The 19,964-nt window shown below is 57.0% G+C and carries 16 protein-coding genes; 10 read left to right on the top strand and 6 right to left on the bottom strand.

Going from position 1 to position 19,964, the window contains the following annotated elements; translation table 11 throughout:
• The first annotated feature begins 47 nt into the window (after positions 1 to 47).
• A complete protein-coding gene (locus HX790_RS26190; RefSeq protein ID WP_017135137.1) occupies positions 48 to 818 on the top strand; it encodes a 1-acyl-sn-glycerol-3-phosphate acyltransferase in 771 nt (256 codons plus the stop codon).
• 181 nt (positions 819 to 999) lie between these two features.
• Here HX790_RS26190 and HX790_RS26195 read toward each other — a convergent pair whose 3' ends face one another.
• Together HX790_RS26195 and HX790_RS26200 are read right to left on the bottom strand one after the other, a co-directional pair.
• Positions 1,000 to 3,279 carry a CHASE2 domain-containing protein gene (locus tag HX790_RS26195; RefSeq protein WP_017135136.1) on the bottom strand — a complete coding sequence of 760 codons (2,280 nt, stop codon included), beginning with the start codon at positions 3,277 to 3,279 and terminating at the stop codon, positions 1,000 to 1,002.
• 3 nt (positions 3,280 to 3,282) lie between these two features.
• Positions 3,283 to 4,212 carry a FecR domain-containing protein gene (locus tag HX790_RS26200; RefSeq protein ID WP_176992449.1) on the bottom strand — a complete coding sequence of 310 codons (930 nt, stop codon included), beginning with the start codon at positions 4,210 to 4,212 and terminating at the stop codon, positions 3,283 to 3,285.
• A gap of 293 nt (positions 4,213 to 4,505) precedes the next feature.
• On the opposite strand from HX790_RS26200, the gene HX790_RS26205 reads away from it, so the two are divergent.
• Complete coding sequence (locus HX790_RS26205; protein WP_017135134.1) at positions 4,506 to 5,225, top strand: response regulator transcription factor; 720 nt, start codon at positions 4,506 to 4,508, stop codon at positions 5,223 to 5,225.
• Between the two features lie 104 nt (positions 5,226 to 5,329).
• On the opposite strand, the gene gyrB is transcribed toward HX790_RS26205, so the two are convergent.
• From gyrB to dnaA, 4 genes are read right to left on the bottom strand one after another with little or no spacing between them, the layout of a single operon-like run.
• Complete coding sequence (gene gyrB / locus HX790_RS26210; RefSeq protein ID WP_017135133.1) at positions 5,330 to 7,747, bottom strand: DNA topoisomerase (ATP-hydrolyzing) subunit B; 2,418 nt, start codon at positions 7,745 to 7,747, stop codon at positions 5,330 to 5,332.
• A gap of 4 nt (positions 7,748 to 7,751) precedes the next feature.
• Positions 7,752 to 8,855, bottom strand: a complete 1,104-nt coding sequence (gene recF / locus HX790_RS26215) for a DNA replication/repair protein RecF (RefSeq protein ID WP_099488159.1) — start codon at positions 8,853 to 8,855, stop codon at positions 7,752 to 7,754.
• Positions 8,856 to 8,875: 20 nt separating this feature from the next.
• Positions 8,876 to 9,979 carry a DNA polymerase III subunit beta gene (gene dnaN / locus HX790_RS26220; protein WP_176992450.1) on the bottom strand — a complete coding sequence of 368 codons (1,104 nt, stop codon included), beginning with the start codon at positions 9,977 to 9,979 and terminating at the stop codon, positions 8,876 to 8,878.
• A gap of 38 nt (positions 9,980 to 10,017) precedes the next feature.
• Positions 10,018 to 11,538 (bottom strand): chromosomal replication initiator protein DnaA, encoded by a 1,521-nt coding sequence (gene dnaA, locus HX790_RS26225; protein ID WP_017135130.1) that lies wholly within the window; start codon positions 11,536 to 11,538, stop codon positions 10,018 to 10,020.
• 586 nt (positions 11,539 to 12,124) lie between these two features.
• Between dnaA and rpmH the strand changes: the two genes are divergently transcribed.
• The 8 genes from rpmH (at position 12,125) to HX790_RS26265 (ending at position 19,956) form a co-directional block, all read left to right on the top strand.
• A complete protein-coding gene (rpmH, locus tag HX790_RS26230) occupies positions 12,125 to 12,259 on the top strand; it encodes a 50S ribosomal protein L34 (RefSeq protein ID WP_003213577.1) in 135 nt (44 codons plus the stop codon).
• 16 nt (positions 12,260 to 12,275) lie between these two features.
• Positions 12,276 to 12,680, top strand: coding sequence for a ribonuclease P protein component (gene rnpA / locus HX790_RS26235; RefSeq protein ID WP_026013533.1), 405 nt, complete (start codon positions 12,276 to 12,278; stop codon positions 12,678 to 12,680).
• Positions 12,673 to 12,918: a membrane protein insertion efficiency factor YidD gene (gene yidD / locus HX790_RS26240; RefSeq protein ID WP_073636650.1), complete on the top strand. Its 246-nt coding sequence runs from the start codon at positions 12,673 to 12,675 to the stop codon at positions 12,916 to 12,918. The genes rnpA and yidD overlap by 8 nt, the downstream gene beginning before the upstream one ends.
• A gap of 2 nt (positions 12,919 to 12,920) precedes the next feature.
• Positions 12,921 to 14,603, top strand: coding sequence for a membrane protein insertase YidC (gene yidC / locus HX790_RS26245; RefSeq protein ID WP_176992451.1), 1,683 nt, complete (start codon positions 12,921 to 12,923; stop codon positions 14,601 to 14,603).
• Between the two features lie 79 nt (positions 14,604 to 14,682).
• Entirely contained in the window at positions 14,683 to 16,053 is a 1,371-nt protein-coding gene (gene mnmE / locus HX790_RS26250) for a tRNA uridine-5-carboxymethylaminomethyl(34) synthesis GTPase MnmE (RefSeq protein WP_017135127.1), read from the top strand.
• A gap of 553 nt (positions 16,054 to 16,606) precedes the next feature.
• Positions 16,607 to 18,499 carry a tRNA uridine-5-carboxymethylaminomethyl(34) synthesis enzyme MnmG gene (gene mnmG, locus HX790_RS26255; RefSeq protein ID WP_026013532.1) on the top strand — a complete coding sequence of 631 codons (1,893 nt, stop codon included), beginning with the start codon at positions 16,607 to 16,609 and terminating at the stop codon, positions 18,497 to 18,499.
• Entirely contained in the window at positions 18,496 to 19,140 is a 645-nt protein-coding gene (rsmG, locus tag HX790_RS26260; protein WP_017135125.1) for a 16S rRNA (guanine(527)-N(7))-methyltransferase RsmG, read from the top strand. Before mnmG ends, rsmG begins: the two co-directional genes overlap by 4 nt.
• 18 nt (positions 19,141 to 19,158) lie before the next feature.
• Positions 19,159 to 19,956 carry a ParA family protein gene (locus tag HX790_RS26265; protein ID WP_176992452.1) on the top strand — a complete coding sequence of 266 codons (798 nt, stop codon included), beginning with the start codon at positions 19,159 to 19,161 and terminating at the stop codon, positions 19,954 to 19,956.
• Positions 19,957 to 19,964: the final 8 nt, after the last annotated feature.

The raw sequence follows: 19,964 nt of genomic DNA on the forward strand, positions 1-19,964 counted from the left end.
GTGTGCTTTTAGCAGGCGGGCCATGTCCCGCAACGGTAAATGCTGCCATGTCGATTTTGCAGGCCATCAGAACCTTCTTCTTTTACCTGCTGCTGGGCACCAGTTCGTTTCTGTGGTGCACCCTGAGCTTTTTTATCGCGCCGTTCCTGCCGTTCAAGGCGCGTTATCGTTTTATCAACGTCTATTGGTGCCGCTGTGCGTTGTGGCTGACCAAGGTATTCCTGGGCATCCGTTTCGAGATCAAGGGCGCTGAAAACGTCCCGGACCAGCCCTGCGTGATTCTGTCGAATCACCAGAGCACGTGGGAAACGTTCTTCCTGTCCGCGTACTTCTCGCCTCTGAGCCAGGTGCTTAAGCGTGAGCTGCTGTACGTGCCGTTCTTCGGCTGGGCGATGGCCATGCTGCGGCCGATCGCCATCGACCGTGACAACCCCAAGGCGGCGCTCAAACACGTGGCCAAGAAGGGTGACGAGCTGCTCAAGGATGGTGTTTGGGTGCTGATCTTCCCGGAAGGTACGCGTGTGCCGTTTGGCACCGTGGGCAAGTTCTCGCGCGGCGGTACTGCATTAGCGGTCAACGCCCATCTGCCCGTGCTGCCGATTGCGCATAACGCCGGCAAGTTCTGGCCGAAGACCGGGTGGGCCAAGCGTGAAGGCACTATCACTGTGGTCATTGGCGAGCCCATGTACGCCGAAGGTGAAGGGCCACGCGCCATTGCCGCACTCAATGACCGCGCACAGGCGTGGAATGAAGCGCAGCAACGGGCCATGGGTTCGCTGCCTCCAGAGCCGGTTGTAGTCGAGACACCTGCGATTTAGTGATCTGTGGATAACCTGTGTACGGTTTGTTGGCGAAATGGTGTTTTTTCCTCATAACAAGCTGATTTACTTACATATTTCCAAAGCTCATAAAATCGCGAAAAACGTGCATAAGTTTTTCCCGCATAAAAAAACCGGTCCTTGTGACCGGTTTTTTATGCACCGTGAAAAAGTACGTTTTTCAATCCTCGAGTAACGGCAGTTGCAGGCTGAAAGTCGAACCCTTACCCACCTCGCTTTCACACTGAATGCGACCGCCATGGCGCTCCACTACAGCTTTGACCATGGTCAACCCCAACCCCAAACCTTCACTGCCTTGGGCCGAATCGAAGCGTCGGTATTGGCTGAATAGCTCGGGCAAATCCTCTGGCGCAATACCGGGTCCTTGATCGCTGATGCGGCATTCCAGCCATCCTTGCGCGCTGCCGTGGCTCAAGGTGACGGTAGTACCGGAAGGGGAATACTTGATCGCATTCTCCAGCACGTTGAACAACGCTCGGGTCAGCAGCGATTGATCGGCGTACACCATGCCTTCATCGGCTTCGTCCAGATCATGAACCAGGTGGATGCCTTTAAGTTGGCCAATGACCGCCACTTGATCGAAAGCATCCATAACCAGCATGGCAAACAGCGTGGGCTGAAACTGGTAGCCATCGGCCTCAGCTTTGGCCAGTTGTACGAAGGATTCAGTCAGGCTCAGCGCGCGCCTGACCTGTTGCTCGATCTGAGCAAACACCGGCGACTCACCGCCATGCACATCCAGCAGCGCCAGGATCGCCGAGTGTGGCGCACGCAGGTCATGGGACAGGAAGCGCAGCATGGTTTCGCGGTGCTGCTGCGCTTCGCGCTCTTTGCTCAAGTCTGTGAGGCTCATCAGCCAGCCGAGGGCGACGTCGCCTTCAGCCGGCAGCAAAGGGGCAAGCTCAATGCGCAGGCTGCGCTGATGGATGTCGCGAAACTCAACGAGTTCCAGCGCTGAGAGAGCAGGGCGCACGCCATTGTGCAGCGGCGGATAACCCAGGTCGCCGAGTTGTTCGAGGAGGTTTTGGTTGACCAACTCATTACTGAACACCTCACGTGCAATCCGGTTGGCCAGCAGGATGCTGCCTTTGGGATCGGTAATCAGCGTCGCCACCGGTAGGCACTCCAGACCGTCGGCCATAAACCGCCGGGTATCGCGTGTACGGCTTACCGCTTGTTCCAGGGCAAAGATCCGCGCTTGCAGCACATCGCCCTTGCTCGCGGGCGCACGACGACGCTCGGGCAGTACTTTGGGTTCGTTATCCAGCCGCGCAAGCTCCCAGCCGAAGTAGGCCAGGATCACGCTGAGGCGCCGCCAATTCCATATCAGGTAGCTGAGCAGCAAACCAATCAGGCACGCGGCCGGTGACCACCAGTGGCCCTGGCGCAGCAACACCCACGCGCCGAGCAATGCGGTGGCCATGCAGCCCAGGGTCATCCAGAGCGCGTAGCGTGGGCGATACAACAACAGGCCCAGTAACAATGCCACCCAGGCAGTCGCCATCAAGGCCGACACCGCGCCGGGTAGATCAACGATGCTGCGCCCTTGCAGCAGGCCGTTGAGCACGTTGGCCTGGATCTCAACACCCGCCGTGGTGCCGACAGTCGAGGAGAGTGGGGTGACGAAACGATCGCCCATGCCGGACGCAGTGGCGCCTACCAGAATAAGCCGACCCCGCAGCCGTTCAGGTTCGACCTCACCGCGTATAACGCTGGCGTAGGAGACCGTAGGAAAGCGGGTGTCGGCAGCGATGAACGGGATCCGAATGGCGTGCTCCCGGTGCCAGGACGGGTTAATCGGTTGCTGGGGTTCCCCTGGCATCTCAGAGGCCTGGCCGCTCAATGCATAGGCCACCCACGCCAACTGCGGCGTGGTGTCACCGGGTGGACCTTCACGCATAAACAGGCTGCGCACCACGCCGTCACTGTCGGCTTCAACATTGATATGCCCGAGACCTTTAGCACACTTGAGCAGCGGCAACATTTGCGCGTCCGGCGTGCTGTAGTTCGCCGCTTCCTCACGCAGCAACGGCAGTACCACGTTGCCGGCGTTGCACACGGCGGCTGCGAGGCGTTGGTCGTTGGCAGGCACACCGGGCTCACTGAAGATCACATCGAAGAGGATGGCCGCTGGCTGCGCGGCGCTCAGGCGGTCGATCAGGTCGGCGTGCAAACTGCGCGGCCAGGGCCAGCGACCCAACTCTTTCAGGCTAGGATCGTCAATGGTCACCAGCACGATGCGCGGGTCTACCGGCAACGGCGCCAGGCGCCTGAGGCTGTCATACAGCGGGTTGTTCAGCGCCAGGCCCGGGCTCAACGAGAGGTAGGCCGTCATTGGCAATAACAGCAAACCTATCCACAACCACTCGCGCACCAGGCCGTGGAACAAGCGCTGGGCATGAGTGGGCTGGCGTTTCTCGGCCTTGCGCCAAAGCATCATGGGTTAACCACCACTGGCCTGTGCCTGAGTGGCGGGTGGGTAATAGAAAATGTCATAGACCCCGGTTTCTCCCTCCAGGCCCAGCGCGTCGTAGGCGGACAAACGCACGTGGTAAAACGATGCTTTGAGCCCAGTGAAGCGCATTTTCGGCTCACTGGAAAAGTTTTCCTGCTTGATGTTCATAAAGGCTGAGTCGGTCGCGACTTGGGCGCGGTAGCGCTGTGCACCGGGTAATGGCCGCAGGTACAGGCTCCAGACTGGCGACTGACCTTTTTGGCCATCCTGGCCGATTAATACAGGTGCGGGCAAAAGCGCCACGGGCTTGAGTTCACCTTGTTGTCTGATCAGCAGACCTTGGCGTGCGTCCACCTTCACTTCGGCTGCGGCGCTGCCTGCTGCACGGTTAACCGCTACCTGGCCATTCAGCACCTCCAGCACGGATTGCTCGCCGTCATTGCGCACGCGAAAGTGCGTGCCACGCACGCCCAGAACGCCGACGGGCGTCACGATCTGAAAACGGTCGTAGTCACTGGCCCGTTTGATCACATAGGTCTCGACCTGGCCCTGTTCCAGAATGACCTGGGGAATCGCCTGTTTTTGCACCAGGTGCAGACGCACCTGTGAACTGGAGGGCAGCACCACACTGGAACCATCACCCAGGCGCAGGCTGACGAAAGCCGATGTCGAAGTCTTCACGCCTTCTTGCTCATCAATGCTCATCCCTTCCAGTAGATGCTGCGCCCCGCCTTTGGCATCGAGCTTCCAGGCTTCACCCGTCAAATGCTGCACAACTGCTGGCAACGGGTGCGCACGGCACAGGAACGGCTCGTCAATATAAGCAGGGCGATAGGGCGTTGCAGCCTGAGCTGTACTGATGACCAGGGCCAGTAACGCGGGTAGGGCACAGCATAATCGATAGGCAGAACAGGTCATGGAGCTCATCACCCGAGTAGTTTCAGACGGCATCTGACCTCAGCACATACAGGTCTACGGCAGCGCATGTGTCGGCTGATCCTTTTCCTCAAGGGTAGGAGCCGGTATCTTTCGCCTGGTAGGTACGCAAGACTTTAAACGGGTTTACGGCCCTTTGATATCAGCGTACCGATAGATCCTGTGAGCATTGAGTCTGGCCATAATTATTCAGATTCAACCACAGGCATCTGTGCATTACCTACGCGATTGAACAGACCGTCGGCTGTCGTATTTTTTGTAGAAAGGACCCACCCATGCGTGTCGCAATACTGGACGACGAACCCGCTGAATTGCGTCGGGTTGAACAGACGCTGCGACAGATCCCCAGCACCGCAGAGCAACCCTGGTCCCTGCATTTCTTCGAACGCGGTGAAGACCTGCTGCGCCAACTGCGCCGCGAAACCTTTGACCTGTTGATCCTCGACTGGCAACTGCCGGACATCACAGGCATCGCATTGTTGCGCTGGACCCGCGAGCACATGGACTCACCACCCGCCGTAATCATGTTGACCAGCCGCGATGCCGAGAGCGATATCGTCACCGCACTCAACAGCGGGGCGGATGATTACGTCAGCAAGCCGTTTCGGCCAAACGAACTCAAGGCTCGGGTCAACGCCGTGCTACGCCGCCATGGGCTGCAAAAGCCAGCGACTAATGAGGTGCAGAGTTTCAACGACCTGACCTTTGATGATGCCGAACTGACGGTGACGCGCGCGGGTAAGCCGATCAATCTCACTGAGCGTGAATACCGCCTGGCCAGTTGCTTGTTCGCCAACCTGGCTCGGCCACTGTCTCGGGAATACCTGTATGAGCGGTTTTGGAGCCATGAAGAAATGGTCTCCTCACGGCCACTGGATACACATATTTATCGGCTGCGTAACAAGCTGGGGCTGACCGCCGACCGGGGTTGGCAGCTGCTGACCATCTACGGGTACGGCTATCGGTTGGAGAGTGTGGCGGCTGCCCAAGGTTAAAAACGCTGATGTTCCACGTGGAGCAATTGTAAAACGCTTAAGTTTCACCCAATAAAAAAGGCCAACGCTTAGCGTTGGCCTTTTTGTTTTAGCGGGTAGCCTGATCAGAAGTCCAGGTTGGACACCGCCAAGGCGTTGCTCTCGATGAAGTCACGGCGAGGCTCGACCGCATCACCCATCAGGGTGTTGAAGATCTGGTCTGCGCCAATGGCGTCTTCGATGGTCACGCGCAGCATGCGACGCTGAGCAGGATCCATGGTGGTTTCCCACAGTTGATCCGGGTTCATCTCGCCCAGACCTTTGTATCGCTGGATGGTGTGGCGCTTGGTGCTTTCAGCCATCAACCAGTCCAGGGCTTCCTTGAACTCCTTGACCGCTTTCTTACGCTCGCCACGCTGGATGTAAGCACCGTCGTCCAACAGGGTGCTCAATTGCGCGCCGAGGGTAACCACGGTCTTGTAGTCGTTGCTGCCGAAGAAGTCGCGGTTGAAGGTGACGTAGTTCGACAGGCCGTGGGAGATCAGTTCAACCTCCGGCAGCCACACGTTACGTTCACGGTCTTCACGCAAGCTGGCTTTGTAAACCAGGCCAGACTTCTCGACGGTGCGCAGACGTACTTCGTACTGAGCCAGCCAATTCTGCATGTGGGCGTGATCGCCCAACTGCTCCAGGCTCACGGAAGGCAGGTAGATGAAGTGCTCGGTCAGCTCCTGAGGGTACAGGCGCGACAGACGCTTGAGGGTCTTCATTACCATGCGGAAGTCGTTAACCAAACGCTCCAGCGCCTCACCGGAAATGCCCGGGGCTTCGTCGTTCAAGTGCAGGCTGGCATCTTCCAGGGCCGACTGCGTCATGTACTCTTCCATGGCGTCGTCGTCTTTGATGTACTGCTCTTGCTTGCCCTTTTTCACTTTGTACAACGGCGGCTGAGCGATGTAGATGTAGCCACGCTCGATCAGCTCCGGCAACTGACGGAAGAAGAAGGTCAGCAGCAGGGTACGGATGTGCGAACCGTCGACGTCAGCATCGGTCATGATGATGATGTTGTGGTAACGCAGTTTGTCGATGTTGTACTCATCGCGGCCAATACCGCAGCCCAACGCCGTGATCAAGGTGCCGACTTCCTGAGAGGAAATCATCTTGTCGAAGCGGGCCTTCTCGACGTTGAGGATCTTACCCTTCAACGGCAGGATAGCCTGGGTGCGACGGTTACGACCCTGCTTGGCGGAACCGCCAGCAGAGTCACCTTCCACCAGGTACAGTTCGGAGAGGGCAGGGTCCTTCTCCTGGCAGTCAGCCAGTTTGCCCGGCAGGCCGGCGATATCCAACGCGCCTTTACGGCGGGTCATCTCACGGGCTTTACGCGCCGCTTCACGGGCACGCGCCGCGTCGATCATCTTGCCGACGACCAGCTTGGCTTCGTTCGGGTTTTCCAGCAGGAAGTCGGAGAAGTACTTGCCCATCTCCTGTTCCACTGCGGTCTTCACTTCGGAAGACACCAGCTTGTCTTTGGTCTGGGAACTGAACTTTGGATCCGGCACTTTCACCGAGATAATCGCCGTCAGGCCTTCACGCGCATCGTCACCGGTAGTGGCCACTTTGTGCTTCTTGGCCAAGCCTTCCGCTTCGATGTAGGTGTTCAGGTTACGCGTCAGTGCGGAACGGAAACCCACCAAGTGAGTACCGCCGTCGCGCTGTGGAATGTTGTTGGTGAAGCACAACAGGTTCTCGTTGAAGCTGTCGTTCCACTGCAGGGCGATTTCAACGCCGATGCCGTCTTCACGCTGGATGTTGAAGTGGAACACCTGGTTGACCGCAGTCTTGTTGGTGTTCAGGTATTCAACGAACGCACGCAAGCCGCCTTCGTACTTGAACAACTCTTCCTTGCCGCTGCGCTCGTCCTTGAGGACGATACCCACACCGGAGTTAAGGAACGACAGTTCACGAATACGCTTGGCCAGGATGTCCCAGCTGAAGTGAATATTCTTGAAGGTTTCTGCCGAAGGCTTGAAATGGATCTGCGTACCGGTGGATTCACTGTCGCCAACGATTTTCATCGGTTCTTGTGGAACACCATGCACGTAGGTCTGTTCCCAGATCTTGCCGCTACGGCGAACAGTCAGGATCAGCTCTTCGGACAGAGCGTTCACCACCGACACACCTACACCGTGCAAACCGCCGGAGACTTTATAGGAGTTGTCGTCGAACTTACCGCCGGCGTGAAGCACGGTCATGATGACCTCTGCCGCCGATACGCCTTCTTCTTTGTGCACATCGACCGGAATACCGCGACCGTTGTCGCGCACGGTGATGGACTCATCCGGGTGGATGATAATGCTGATGTCGTCGCAGTGACCGGCCAAAGCTTCGTCGATGGAGTTGTCGACCACCTCGAACACCATGTGGTGCAGACCGCTACCATCATCGGTGTCGCCGATGTACATACCGGGACGTTTGCGTACGGCATCCAAACCTTTCAGCACTTTAATGCTGGTCGAGTCGTACGTGTTTTCTTCGCTCATGCCTTCACTCCCGATGGTCGTGGGTCTGGGTGATACGGCCCTGTTCCACGTGGAACAAAGCGACTGGCGTTTCCGTCTGCCAGCCTTCCCTCAATAATTCGTGGTCTACACAGGTGATAAACACCTGGCAGCGTAAGTCTTCCAACAAGCGGCATAACGCGCGGCGGTGCTGCTCGTCGAGTTCGGACGGCAAGTCATCCACCAGATAAATACACTGACCGCGCCGGGCTTGGCTAACCAAATGCCCTTGGGCAATACGCAGTGCACACACCACCAACTTTTGCTGACCGCGGGACAAAATATCCGCGGCATTGTGTGCGCCTAATCTAAGGCGCAAGTCAGCACGTTGTGGGCCTGCCTGGGTATGGCCAATTTGCTGATCCCGCTGCAAGGACGTGGCGAGCACTGCGCTCAGCTCACGTTCTTTATCCCAACCACGGTAGTAGCTCAGCGTCAGGCCCTCGAGATCCAACAACTCACTCAAGGTCTGCTCAAAGACTGGTTTCAAGGCTTTGATATAGGCGCGGCGGTATTCATCTATTTCGTCACTGGCCAGGCACAGTTCCCGGTCCCAGGCCGCTTGCGAAGCGGCGTCAAGTGTACCATGCCGCAGCCATGAGTTCCGCTGCCGCAGGGCCTTCTGCAGGCGCTGCCAAGTGGCCATGAAGCGCGGTTCCACGTGGAACACTCCCCAATCGAGGAACTGCCTGCGGATTTTCGGCGCACCTTCCAAAAGGCGAAAGCTGTCTGGGTTGATCAGTTGCAGCGGCAGGATTTCTGCCAACTGTGCAGCACTGCGAGCATTTTGCCCGTCAATGCGAATCTGGAAATCACCGCCGCGATCTCGAGATATCCCCAGGGCGCTGTGCCCACCTTCTGCCAGTTCAACCTGGCCAAACACGGTGCAAGCCAGTTGTTCGTATTGAATCACCGGCAACAAGCGAGCACTACGAAAGGAACGGGCAAGCCCAAGCAAATGGACGGCTTCCAGCACGCTGGTTTTGCCGCTGCCGTTGGCGCCGTAAAGGATATTGATGCGGGGGGAAGGGGAGAAGGTCACCGGGTGCAGATTGCGCACCGCGGTGACCGAGACGCGACTGAGGGACATCTAGCTTCTGCTGAGCATGATTACAGGCGCATCGGCATAACAACGTAAGCCGAGTCGTCGTTGTCGGATTCTTGCACCAGGGCACTGCTGTTGGAGTCCGACAGAATCAGGCGAACCTGCTCGGTGGTCATCACGCCCAGTACGTCCAGCAGGTAGCTCACGTTAAAGCCGATCTCCAGCGAGCCGCCATTGTAGTCAACGCCGACTTCTTCTTCCGCTTCTTCCTGCTCCGGGTTATTGGCCTGGATCTTCAGCTGACCGTTGGCCAGTTGCAGACGAATACCACGGTACTTTTCGTTAGACAGAATCGCGGTACGGCTGAACGCTTCACGCAGCGCCTGACGATCGCCGATCACCAGCTTGTCGCCACCTTTTGGCAGCACACGCTCGTAATCCGGGAATTTGCCGTCAACCAGCTTGGACGTGAAGGTGAATTCGCCGGTGGTGGCGCGGATGTGGTGCTGACCCAGGACGATGCTGACATTGCCATCCGGCTCGGTGAGCAGACGCGCCAGTTCCAGAATACCTTTACGCGGCACGATGACCTGGTGACGGTCCGGCTGGCCGATGTCAGCACGCATCGAGCACATGGCCAAGCGGTGACCGTCGGTAGCCACTGCACGGATAACGCCTTCAGCGACCTCCAGCAACATGCCGTTGAGGTAGTAACGCACGTCCTGCTGGGCCATGGCGAAGCTGGTGCGCTCGATCAAACGGCGCAGCTTGCTTTGGTCCAGGCTGCAGGTCAGCGAACCTGGGCCTTCTTCGACGGTAGGGAATTCATTGGCTGGCAAGGTCGACAGCGTGAAACGGCTGCGACCGGCCTTGACCACCAACTTCTGCTCATCAACCTTGATGTCGATCAGCGCATCGTTGGGCAGGCTCTTGCAGATGTCCATCAGCTTACGTGCCGGCACAGTGATTTCGCCGGGCTCAGCCGGTTCTTCCAGCTGCACACGACCCACCAGTTCGACTTCCAGGTCGGTACCGGTCAAGGACAATTGCTGGCCTTCGACCACCAGCAATACGTTGGAAAGCACCGGCAAGGTCTGTCGGCGCTCGACGACGCCTGCGACCAGTTGCAGGGGTTTCAACAGGGCTTCGCGTTGAATGGTGAAATGCATGGTCTAGTCCCTTGCCTTAATAAGCTGCGCTGGTGTCATCAGGTAGTCAGTGTACGCAGCAGGTTCTTGTAGTCCTCGCGAATATCCGCGTCGGATTCCTTAAGTTCATTGATCTTGCGGCACGCGTGCAAGACCGTGGTGTGGTCGCGACCGCCAAACACATCACCGATTTCCGGCAGGCTGTGGTTGGTCAGCTCTTTGGAGAGCGCCATCGCCACCTGACGTGGACGTGCCACCGAGCGCGAACGGCGCTTGGACAGCAGGTCTGAAATCTTGATCTTGTAGTACTCAGCCACGGTGCGCTGAATGTTATCCACACTCACCAGCTTGTCTTGCAGAGCCAACAGGTCTTTCAGGGATTCGCGAATCAACTCGATGGTGATGTCGCGGCCCATAAAGTGCGAGTGTGCAATGACCCGCTTGAGCGCGCCTTCCAGCTCACGCACGTTGGAACGAATGCGTTGGGCGATAAAGAAGGCTGCATCGTGGGGCAGGTCGACTTTTGCCTGGTCGGCCTTTTTCATCAGGATCGCCACGCGGGTTTCCAGCTCCGGCGGTTCTACCGCAACGGTAAGGCCCCAGCCAAAGCGTGACTTCAAGCGTTCTTCCAGGCCTTCGATTTCCTTCGGGTAACGGTCACTGGTCAGGATGACCTGTTGGCCGCCTTCGAGCAGCGCGTTGAAGGTGTGGAAAAACTCTTCCTGGGAACGTTCCTTGCGAGCGAAAAATTGAATGTCATCGATCAGCAAAGCGTCCACAGAACGGTAGAAACGCTTGAATTCGTTGATTGCGTTGAGCTGCAAGGCCTTGACCATGTCAGCCACGAAGCGCTCCGAGTGCAGGTACACAACCTTGGCATTCGGGTTCTTCTTTAATAGATGGTTACCCACAGCATGCATCAAGTGGGTCTTACCCAAGCCAACGCCACCATAAAGGAAGAGCGGGTTGTAACCATGCTTGGGGTTATCGGCAACCTGCCAGGCGGCCGCGCGGGCCAACTGGTTGGATTTACCTTCGACGAAGTTCTCAAAGGTAAAGGTGCGGTTCAGGTAACTGGTGTGCTTGAGCGCACCTTCCACCTGCACGGTGCGCTGCTCAGCGCGAACCGGTGCTTGCTGGGAGCTGGCGCCTGCCATCGGGTCAAAGCTGTCACGCGACGGTTCTTCATTTATAGGCGCGTTTTTCTGCGACGAGGATTTCGACGGCGCCTGGGCCACGGGCGCCGGCGAGTTATTAACAGGTGCCGGTGCTGCTTGGGCTTGCGACGCAGCAGCAGCCAGCGGCGCATTCGGCGCAGCGCGAGGTGCAGAGCTGCGTTTGCTGCCTATTAATAAGGAAAGCACGGGCGCGATGCCGTTGCCGTGTTCATCGAGCAATTCGAGAACGCGGCTCAGGTATTTTTCGTTGACCCAGTCGAGAACAAAACGATTCGGCGCGTAGACACGCAACTCGTCGCCTTCGGCTTCGACCTGTAGCGGACGGATCCAGGTGTTGAATTGCTGGGCAGGCAGCTCTTCGCGCAAAAGCTCCACGCACTGCTGCCAAAGTTCCACTGACACGGATATCCCCTAAGTTGAAAGCCGGTGAGGCAAAAACAGCCGCCATTGTAGCGGCCAGACGCCCACTTATCCACATGTAGGTTGCTCACAGAGCAGCCAAAATCAACGTGTTAAGTGCAAAAAAGCCGACCAATGGTCTGTGCATAAGCTCTGTGGATAAGCGCACCTAAGCTCGTTGCACAAGTGGGGTCGAAAGTCTGTGGGTAACTGGCCTGTGGATAACAACCCATTCCACCCACAGCTTATCCGACAGCGCAGCACAGGCAGAGCACCGTTTTCCCCCGTACTTGTCATTCTCTGTACAGCAGGTGGAATATGGCCTCAAGGCAGTTATCCACAGATGATCGCCTGCCTAGCTTTTATAAGCTTTACAGAAAAGCTTTAAATAACTTCCTTCTTTATTTTTATATCTATGGCATTGCTCGTGAAAGCCCGGCCGACAGAAAAGGACCGATTACCTGTAGAAGATCTAATTGAAGGAAAAGCTGGTTGGAAATTGACCTAGAGGCTTGCTTTCTCTAGAATCGCCGGTCTCTTAAAACGGGGGCCATTCCGGCCCGTTGTGGACGAACCAGGTAACAACGCCATGAAACGTACTTTCCAACCAAGCACCATCAAACGCGCCCGTACTCACGGCTTCCGTGCTCGCATGGCTACCAAGAACGGCCGTGCTGTCCTGTCGCGTCGCCGCGCCAAAGGTCGTGCGCGTCTGGCAGTTTGATAATCCGGTACTGGTGGTGAGTCAGGACTTCAGTCGGGAAAAGCGTCTGCTAACCCCCCGGCATTTCAAGGCAGTCTTTGACTCCCCCACCGGCAAGGTTCCGGGGAAAAATCTCCTGCTCCTTGCGCGTAACAACGATCTGGATCACCCCCGTCTCGGGTTGGTGATCGGCAAGAAGAGCGTAAAGCTCTCCGTTGAGCGCAATCGCCTCAAGCGTCTGATGCGCGAATCGTTTCGCCTCCACCAGGACACTCTGGTTGGTTGGGATATTGTTATCGTCGCGCGCAAAGGCTTGGGGGATGTAGAAAACCCCGAATTGATTCAGCATTTCGGCAAGCTCTGGAAACGTTTGGCGCGTACCAACAAGCCAGCACCAGCAGTCAGCACCGAAACTGTAGGGGTAGACAGCACCAATGCGTAAACTGGCACTCGTTCCGATCCAGTTTTACCGTTATGCCATTAGTCCTCTGATGGCCGACCACTGTCGTTTCTACCCCAGTTGTTCCTGCTACGCGTTAGAGGCCATAGAAAATCATGGTCTTCTGCGCGGTGGCTGGCTGGCCTTTCGTCGTTTAGGCCGCTGTCATCCGTGGAATCCCGGTGGTTTCGACCCGGTTCCACCTATCCCTACCTCCCGTTCTTCTTCGATGGCCGAGTAATCATGGATATTAAACGCACGATCCTGATCGTCGCCCTGGCAATCGTGTCCTACGTCATGGTTCTTAAGTGGAACCAGGACTACGGCCAGGCTGCCCTGCCGACTCAGAATGTTGCTACCAATCAGGCTGCGCCGGCTATTCCGGACACCCCGCTGGGTAACAATGCGTCCGCGAGTGCCGATGTTCCCAGCGCGAATGGCGAGACAAGCGCCCCTCTAGAAACGCCAGTGGTCACCAATAAAGATCTCATCCACGTGAAAACGGATGTGCTCGACCTGGCTATCGACCCACAAGGTGGTGATATCGCGCAGTTGAAACTGCCGCTGTATCCACGTCGCCAAGACCATCCAGATGTTCCGTTCCAACTGTTCGATAACGGTGGTGAACGTATTTATCTGGCGCAAAGCGGCCTGACCGGCACTGACGGTCCTGATGCTCGTGCTACCGGTCGTCCGGTTTATTCGACCGAACAGAAGACTTATCAACTGGCTGATGGCCAGAACCAGTTGAATGTCGACCTGAAATTCAGCCTCGACGGCGTCAACTACATCAAGCGTTTCAGCTTCACCCGTGGTTTGTACGACTTGAAGGTCACTTACCTGATCGACAACGAAAGCGCCAAGCCATGGACGGGCAACCTGTTTGCCCAGCTCAAGCGTGACAACAGCGCCGATCCTTCTTCCAGCACCGCCACCGGCACTGCGACTTACCTGGGCGCCGCCCTGTGGACAAGTAGCGAGCCGTACAAAAAAGTGTCGATGAAAGATATCGACAAGGGCGCGCTGAAAGAAACCGTCCAAGGTGGCTGGGTTGCCTGGTTGCAACACTACTTCGTGACCGCATGGATCCCGAACAAGGGTGAAGCCAACCTGGTTCAAACCCGCAAAGACAGCCAAGGCAACTACATCATTGGTTTTACTGGCCCGGCGTTGACCGTCGCTCCAGGTGCCAAGGCTGAAACCAGCACTACCCTGTACGCCGGCCCGAAAAGCCAGGCTGTGCTCAAAGAGTTGTCCCCAGGTCTGGAACTGACTGTGGATTACGGCATTCTGTGGTTCATTGCCCAGCCTATTTTCTGGCTGCTGCAACATATCCACAGCATTGTGGGTAACTGGGGCTTCTCGATCATCTTCCTGACCATGCTGATCAAAGGGATTTTCTTCCCTCTGTCGGCAGCCAGCTATAAGTCGATGGCGCGCATGCGTGCCGTTGCGCCGAAACTGGCCGCTCTGAAAGAGCAACATGGTGACGACCGGCAGAAAATGTCGCAGGCCATGATGGAGCTGTACAAGAAAGAGAAGATCAACCCGCTGGGTGGTTGCTTGCCGATTCTGGTGCAGATGCCGGTATTCCTGTCGCTGTACTGGGTTCTCCTGGAAAGCGTCGAAATGCGCCAGGCACCGTTCATTCTGTGGATAACTGACCTGTCGATTAAAGACCCGTTCTTTATTCTGCCGATCATCATGGGCGCGACCATGTTTATCCAGCAGCGTCTGAACCCGACTCCGCCGGACCCGATGCAGGCCAAGGTCATGAAGATGATGCCAATCATCTTCACCTTCTTCTTCCTGTGGTTCCCAGCCGGTCTGGTTCTGTACTGGGTGGTCAACAACGTGTTGTCGATCTCTCAACAGTGGTACATCACACGTAAAATCGAAGCGGCTACCAAAAAAGCTGCGGCGTAATTTACTCTGTGGATAACCACTCAAGACGCCCCCTAGTGGGGCGTTTTGCTTTCTGTCACTTTTGTTCTGGAACCTGCTGATGAGCGCTCCTCGTGAAACCATCGCTGCTGTCGCTACCGCTCAAGGTCGCGGCGGTGTTGGTATCGTTAGAATTTCCGGGCCGCTGGCCAGCGTGGCGGCCCAGGCCATCAGCGGCCGTGAGTTGAAACCCCGATATGCCCATTACGGGCCGTTCCTGGATGCTGATGAAACAGTATTGGATGAGGGGCTGGTGCTGTATTTCCCCGGCCCTAACTCGTTCACCGGCGAAGACGTGCTGGAACTGCAGGGCCATGGTGGCCCGGTAGTGCTGGATATGTTGCTGCAGCGTTGCCTGCAATTGGGCTGCCGTCTGGCGCGCCCAGGCGAATTCAGCGAGCGGGCATTCCTTAACGACAAACTGGACCTGGCCCAGGCCGAGGCGATTGCGGATTTGATCGAGGCCAGTTCTGCACAGGCGGCGCGCAATGCGTTGCGCTCACTGCAGGGCGCTTTTTCCCTGCGTGTGCATAACTTGACCGAACAGTTGATCAGTCTGCGTATCTACGTTGAGGCTGCGATTGACTTCCCAGAGGAAGAAATCGACTTCCTCGCTGATGGCCACGTCCTGGCGATGCTGGATAAAGTTCGCGATGAGTTATCCACCGTCCTGCGCGAAGCCGGGCAGGGTGCTTTGCTGCGTGACGGCATGACGGTAGTGATTGCCGGGCGACCCAATGCCGGCAAGTCCAGCCTGCTCAATGCGCTGGCTGGCCGTGAAGCTGCGATCGTCACCGAGATTGCCGGCACCACCCGGGACATTTTGCGCGAACATATCCACATCGATGGTATGCCGCTGCACGTGGTCGACACCGCCGGCTTGCGCGATACCGACGACCAGGTGGAAAAGATCGGCGTGGAACGTGCGCTCAAGGCGATCAGTGAAGCGGACCGCGTATTGCTGGTGGTGGATGCCACTGCGCCAGAGGCTGCGGATCCATTTGCCCTGTGGCCGGAATTTCTCGAGCAACGGCCAGACCCGGCCAAAGTCACCTTGATCCGCAACAAGGCCGATTTGACTGGTGAAGCCATTGCCATGGAGACCAGCGACGATGGCCACGTGACCATCAGCCTGAGCGCAAAGTCAGCGGGCGATGGGTTGGAATTGCTGCGCGACCACCTCAAAGCCTGCATGGGCTATGAGCAGACTTCCGAAAGCAGCTTCAGCGCACGCCGCAGGCACCTGGAAGCGCTGCGCCATGCCAGCGCGGCGTTGGAGCACGGTCGGGCTCAGTTGACCTTGGCGGGGGCTGGCGAGCTGCTGGCTGAGGATTTACGCCAGGCGCAGCAGCTGTTGGGTGAGATTACCGGCGCTTTCAGCTCCGATGATCTGCTCGGAAGGATCTTTTCCAGCTTCTGCATCGGTAAATAACCCTTCGTTGTCCACAGGCAGGCCATTCGCGCCTGCCTGTTTCGCCCGCCTCAGGGCATTCAATTCCCATTTTTGACTCATTACCTAAAAGGCAGGTGGCTTTTGCGTGGGCGAGATTTGGCCATGCAAGCCATTTTCTATGGATTAAGCCCTGTGAATAACCGCACCTGTGCCCAGTTGATAACAGGGCTTGAAACCTGAGCAAAACCCCCTCTGTGGATAACCACCCCTTTAATCCACAGGCTTAAAGCACTTATCCAAGGGCCTCATTGGCACATGACCACAGACTTTTGAATCTCTGTACACGACGTAAATAGAGGCTTGTAGAGATCTATCCACAGAAAGTAGGCTCAGTAGAAATAAACATAAAAACAAAGATCTTATAAATTTCTTCTTTTTTAATTTCTATTGTCTGTGATTCATCCACAGCTGGTTAAATTTTGTGCAAAGGGTTCTTTAGGAAGGGCTAAGTCCCTATACTTGCCGCCATAGCTCTAAAACTCTTTCAACAAACAATTCCTGATTACCTACATAAGCAGGCACGAGGTGCGTGGTGGATTTCCCTTCCCGTTTTGAAGTGATCGTCATCGGCGGCGGTCATGCCGGTACCGAGGCAGCACTGGCGTCAGCACGCATGGGCGTTAAAACCCTGTTGTTGACGCACAACGTGGAAACCCTCGGTGCCATGAGTTGCAACCCCGCCATCGGTGGGATCGGCAAAAGCCATCTGGTTAAAGAAATTGATGCCCTTGGCGGTGTCATGGCCATGGCTACCGACAGAGGTGGTATTCAATTTCGCGTGCTCAACAGCCGCAAAGGCCCGGCCGTACGTGCTACTCGGGCACAGGCAGACCGCATCCTGTACAAGGCTGCGGTACGTGAAACCCTGGAAAACCAGCCGAACCTGTGGATATTTCAACAGGCTGCCGATGACCTGATCGTCGAACAGGACGTGGTGAAGGGCGTTGTCACCCAGATGGGCCTGCGTTTCTTCGCAGAATCCGTGGTGTTGACCACCGGCACATTCCTGGGCGGACTTATCCACATCGGTATGCAGAACTATTCCGGCGGTCGCGCCGGTGATCCGCCATCGATTGCCCTGGCAAAACGCCTGCGCGAGTTACCACTGCGAGTCGGTCGCTTGAAAACAGGTACCCCGCCGCGTATCGACGGGCGTTCTGTGGATTTCTCGGTGATGACCGAACAAGCCGGTGATACACCAATCCCGGTCATGTCGTTCATGGGTTCCAAAGAGCAGCACCCGAAACAGGTGAGCTGCTGGATTACCCACACCAACGCCCGCACCCACGAGATCATTGCCGCGAACCTCGACCGTTCGCCGATGTATTCCGGGGTGATTGAAGGCATTGGCCCGCGTTATTGCCCTTCGATCGAAGACAAGATCCATCGCTTTGCCGACAAGGAAAGCCACCAGGTCTTCATCGAGCCCGAAGGCTTGACCACCCATGAGCTGTACCCGAACGGGATTTCCACGTCCTTGCCGTTCGACGTGCAAATTCAGATCGTGCAGTCGATTCGCGGCATGGAAAACGCCCACATCGTGCGTCCGGGCTACGCCATCGAGTACGACTACTTCGACCCGCGTGATCTGAAGTACAGCCTCGAAACCAAAGTCATTGCCGGTCTGTTTTTCGCTGGCCAAATCAATGGCACCACCGGTTACGAAGAAGCCGGCGCCCAAGGTTTGCTGGCCGGGACCAACGCAGCACTGCGCGCGCAGGGCAAAGACAGCTGGTGCCCGCGTCGCGATGAAGCGTACATCGGCGTATTGGTCGATGACCTGATTACCCTGGGCACCCAGGAACCGTATCGGATGTTCACGTCCCGGGCGGAATACCGTTTGATCCTGCGCGAAGACAACGCCGACCTGCGCCTGACCGAAAAAGGTCGCGAGCTGGGCCTGGTCGATGACGCGCGTTGGGCAGCCTTCTGCAAAAAACGCGAAAGCATCACGCTCGAAGAGCAACGTCTGAAAAGTACCTGGGTTCGCCCAGGCACGGAGCAGGGCGATGCGATTGCGGAAAAATTCGGTACGCCGCTGACCCACGAATACAACCTGCTGAACCTGCTGTCCCGTCCGGAAATCGACTACGCTGGCTTGGTCGAAGTGACAGGCCAGGGCGCAGAAGACCCACAGGTTGCCGAGCAGGTCGAGATCAAGACCAAATACGCCGGTTACATTGACCGCCAGCAGGATGAGATCGCTCGCCTGCGCGCCAGTGAAGACACCAAGCTGCCTGTGGATATCGATTACACCGGGATTTCGGGGTTGTCGAAAGAAATCCAAAGCAAGCTGGGGATAACTCGGCCGGAGACTCTTGGTCAGGCTTCACGTATTCCCGGCGTCACTCCGGCAGCGATTTCGCTGTTGATGATTCATTTGAAAAAACGCGGCGCGGGCCGTCAGTTGGAGCAAAGCGCTTGAGTTCGTTGGTCACCTCGCAACACGCCGAAGAATTATCCACAGGTGCGCGCCAGTTAGGCGTGGACCTGACCGCAGCCCAGCACGAATTACTGCTCGGCTACCTGGCCCTGTTGATCAAATGGAACAAGGCTTACAACCTGACTGCGGTGCGTAACCCCGACGAAATGGTTTCGCGTCATTTGCTCGACAGTTTGAGCGTGATGCCGTTTATCGAAAACGGCCGTTGGCTTGACGTGGGCAGTGGCGGTGGAATGCCAGGCATTCCGCTGGCGATCCTGTTTCCCGAGTCGCAAGTGACGTGCCTGGACAGCAACGGCAAGAAAACCCGCTTCCTGACCCAGGTAAAACTCGAGCTCAAGCTGGAAAACCTGCAAGTTATCCACAGTCGGGTCGAAGAGTTCACACCTGAACTGCCTTTCAATGGAATTGTTTCCCGGGCATTCAGCAGCATGGAGAACTTCAGCAATTGGACGCGCCACCTGGGCGACCGCGACACCCGCTGGCTGGCAATGAAGGGCGTTCATCCAAGCGACGAGCTGTTAGCATTGCCGACAGACTTCCACCTCGATAGCGAACACGCCTTGGCCGTACCCGGTTGCCAAGGCCAACGCCATCTGCTGATACTGCGCCGCACGGCATGATTGGGAACACAAGCAAGAATGGCTAAGGTATTCGCGATAGCGAACCAGAAAGGTGGCGTGGGCAAAACCACCACCTGCATCAACCTCGCAGCATCCCTGGTCGCCACCAAGCGTCGGGTGCTGTTGATCGATCTCGATCCACAGGGCAACGCCACCATGGGTAGCGGTGTGGATAAACACGGCCTGGAAAATTCGGTCTACGACTTGCTGATCGGCGAGTGTGACCTGGCCCAGGCCATGCACTACTCCGAGCACGGTGGTTATCAACTGCTGCCGGCCAACCGCGATTTGACCGCGGCGGAAGTGGTGCTGCTCGAAATGCAGATGAAAGAAAGCCGTCTGCGCAGCGCCTTGGCGCCGATCCGCGAGAATTACGATTACATTTTGATCGACTGCCCACCGTCGCTGTCGATGCTCACGCTCAACGCATTGGTTGCCGCCGATGGGGTGATTATCCCCATGCAGTGCGAGTATTACGCACTGGAAGGCTTGAGCGACCTTGTGGATAACATCAAGCGAATCGCTGAGCTGCTGAACCCGAACCTGCAGATCGAGGGTCTGCTGCGTACGATGTTCGATCCGCGCCTGAGCCTGATGAACGATGTGTCGGCACAGCTCAAGGAACACTTTGGTGATCAGTTGTACGACACCGTGATCCCACGCAACATCCGCCTGGCCGAAGCGCCAAGCTACGGCATGCCCGCGCTGGCGTACGACAAATCATCGCGTGGCGCCATTGCCTACCTGGCACTGGCCGGCGAGATGGTTCGCCGTCAACGCCACAACTCACGCACCGCTGCAGCCCAGCCAACTTAAGGAATCCC

The organism is Pseudomonas sp. IPO3747 (genome assembly GCF_013385245.1).
In the GTDB taxonomy this organism is placed as follows: Bacteria; Pseudomonadota; Gammaproteobacteria; order Pseudomonadales; family Pseudomonadaceae; genus Aquipseudomonas; species Aquipseudomonas edaphica.

Excerpts from the sequence above, each read along its gene's own strand:
- dnaN (WP_176992450.1), bottom strand. The coding sequence starts at position 9,979 with ATGCATTTCACCATTCAACGCGAAGCCCTGTTGAAACCCCTGCAACTG.
- HX790_RS26205 (WP_017135134.1), top strand. The coding sequence starts at position 4,506 with ATGCGTGTCGCAATACTGGACGACGAACCCGCTGAATTGCGTCGGGTT.
- rpmH (WP_003213577.1), top strand. The coding sequence starts at position 12,125 with ATGAAACGTACTTTCCAACCAAGCACCATCAAACGCGCCCGTACTCAC.
- recF (WP_099488159.1), bottom strand. The coding sequence starts at position 8,855 with ATGTCCCTCAGTCGCGTCTCGGTCACCGCGGTGCGCAATCTGCACCCG.
- HX790_RS26200 (WP_176992449.1), bottom strand. The coding sequence starts at position 4,212 with ATGACCTGTTCTGCCTATCGATTATGCTGTGCCCTACCCGCGTTACTG.
- yidD (WP_073636650.1), top strand. The coding sequence starts at position 12,673 with ATGCGTAAACTGGCACTCGTTCCGATCCAGTTTTACCGTTATGCCATT.
- HX790_RS26195 (WP_017135136.1), bottom strand. The coding sequence starts at position 3,279 with ATGATGCTTTGGCGCAAGGCCGAGAAACGCCAGCCCACTCATGCCCAG.
- yidC (WP_176992451.1), top strand. The coding sequence starts at position 12,921 with ATGGATATTAAACGCACGATCCTGATCGTCGCCCTGGCAATCGTGTCC.
- HX790_RS26190 (WP_017135137.1), top strand. The coding sequence starts at position 48 with ATGTCGATTTTGCAGGCCATCAGAACCTTCTTCTTTTACCTGCTGCTG.
- mnmE (WP_017135127.1), top strand. The coding sequence starts at position 14,683 with ATGAGCGCTCCTCGTGAAACCATCGCTGCTGTCGCTACCGCTCAAGGT.
- HX790_RS26265 (WP_176992452.1), top strand. The coding sequence starts at position 19,159 with ATGGCTAAGGTATTCGCGATAGCGAACCAGAAAGGTGGCGTGGGCAAA.
- gyrB (WP_017135133.1), bottom strand. The coding sequence starts at position 7,747 with ATGAGCGAAGAAAACACGTACGACTCGACCAGCATTAAAGTGCTGAAA.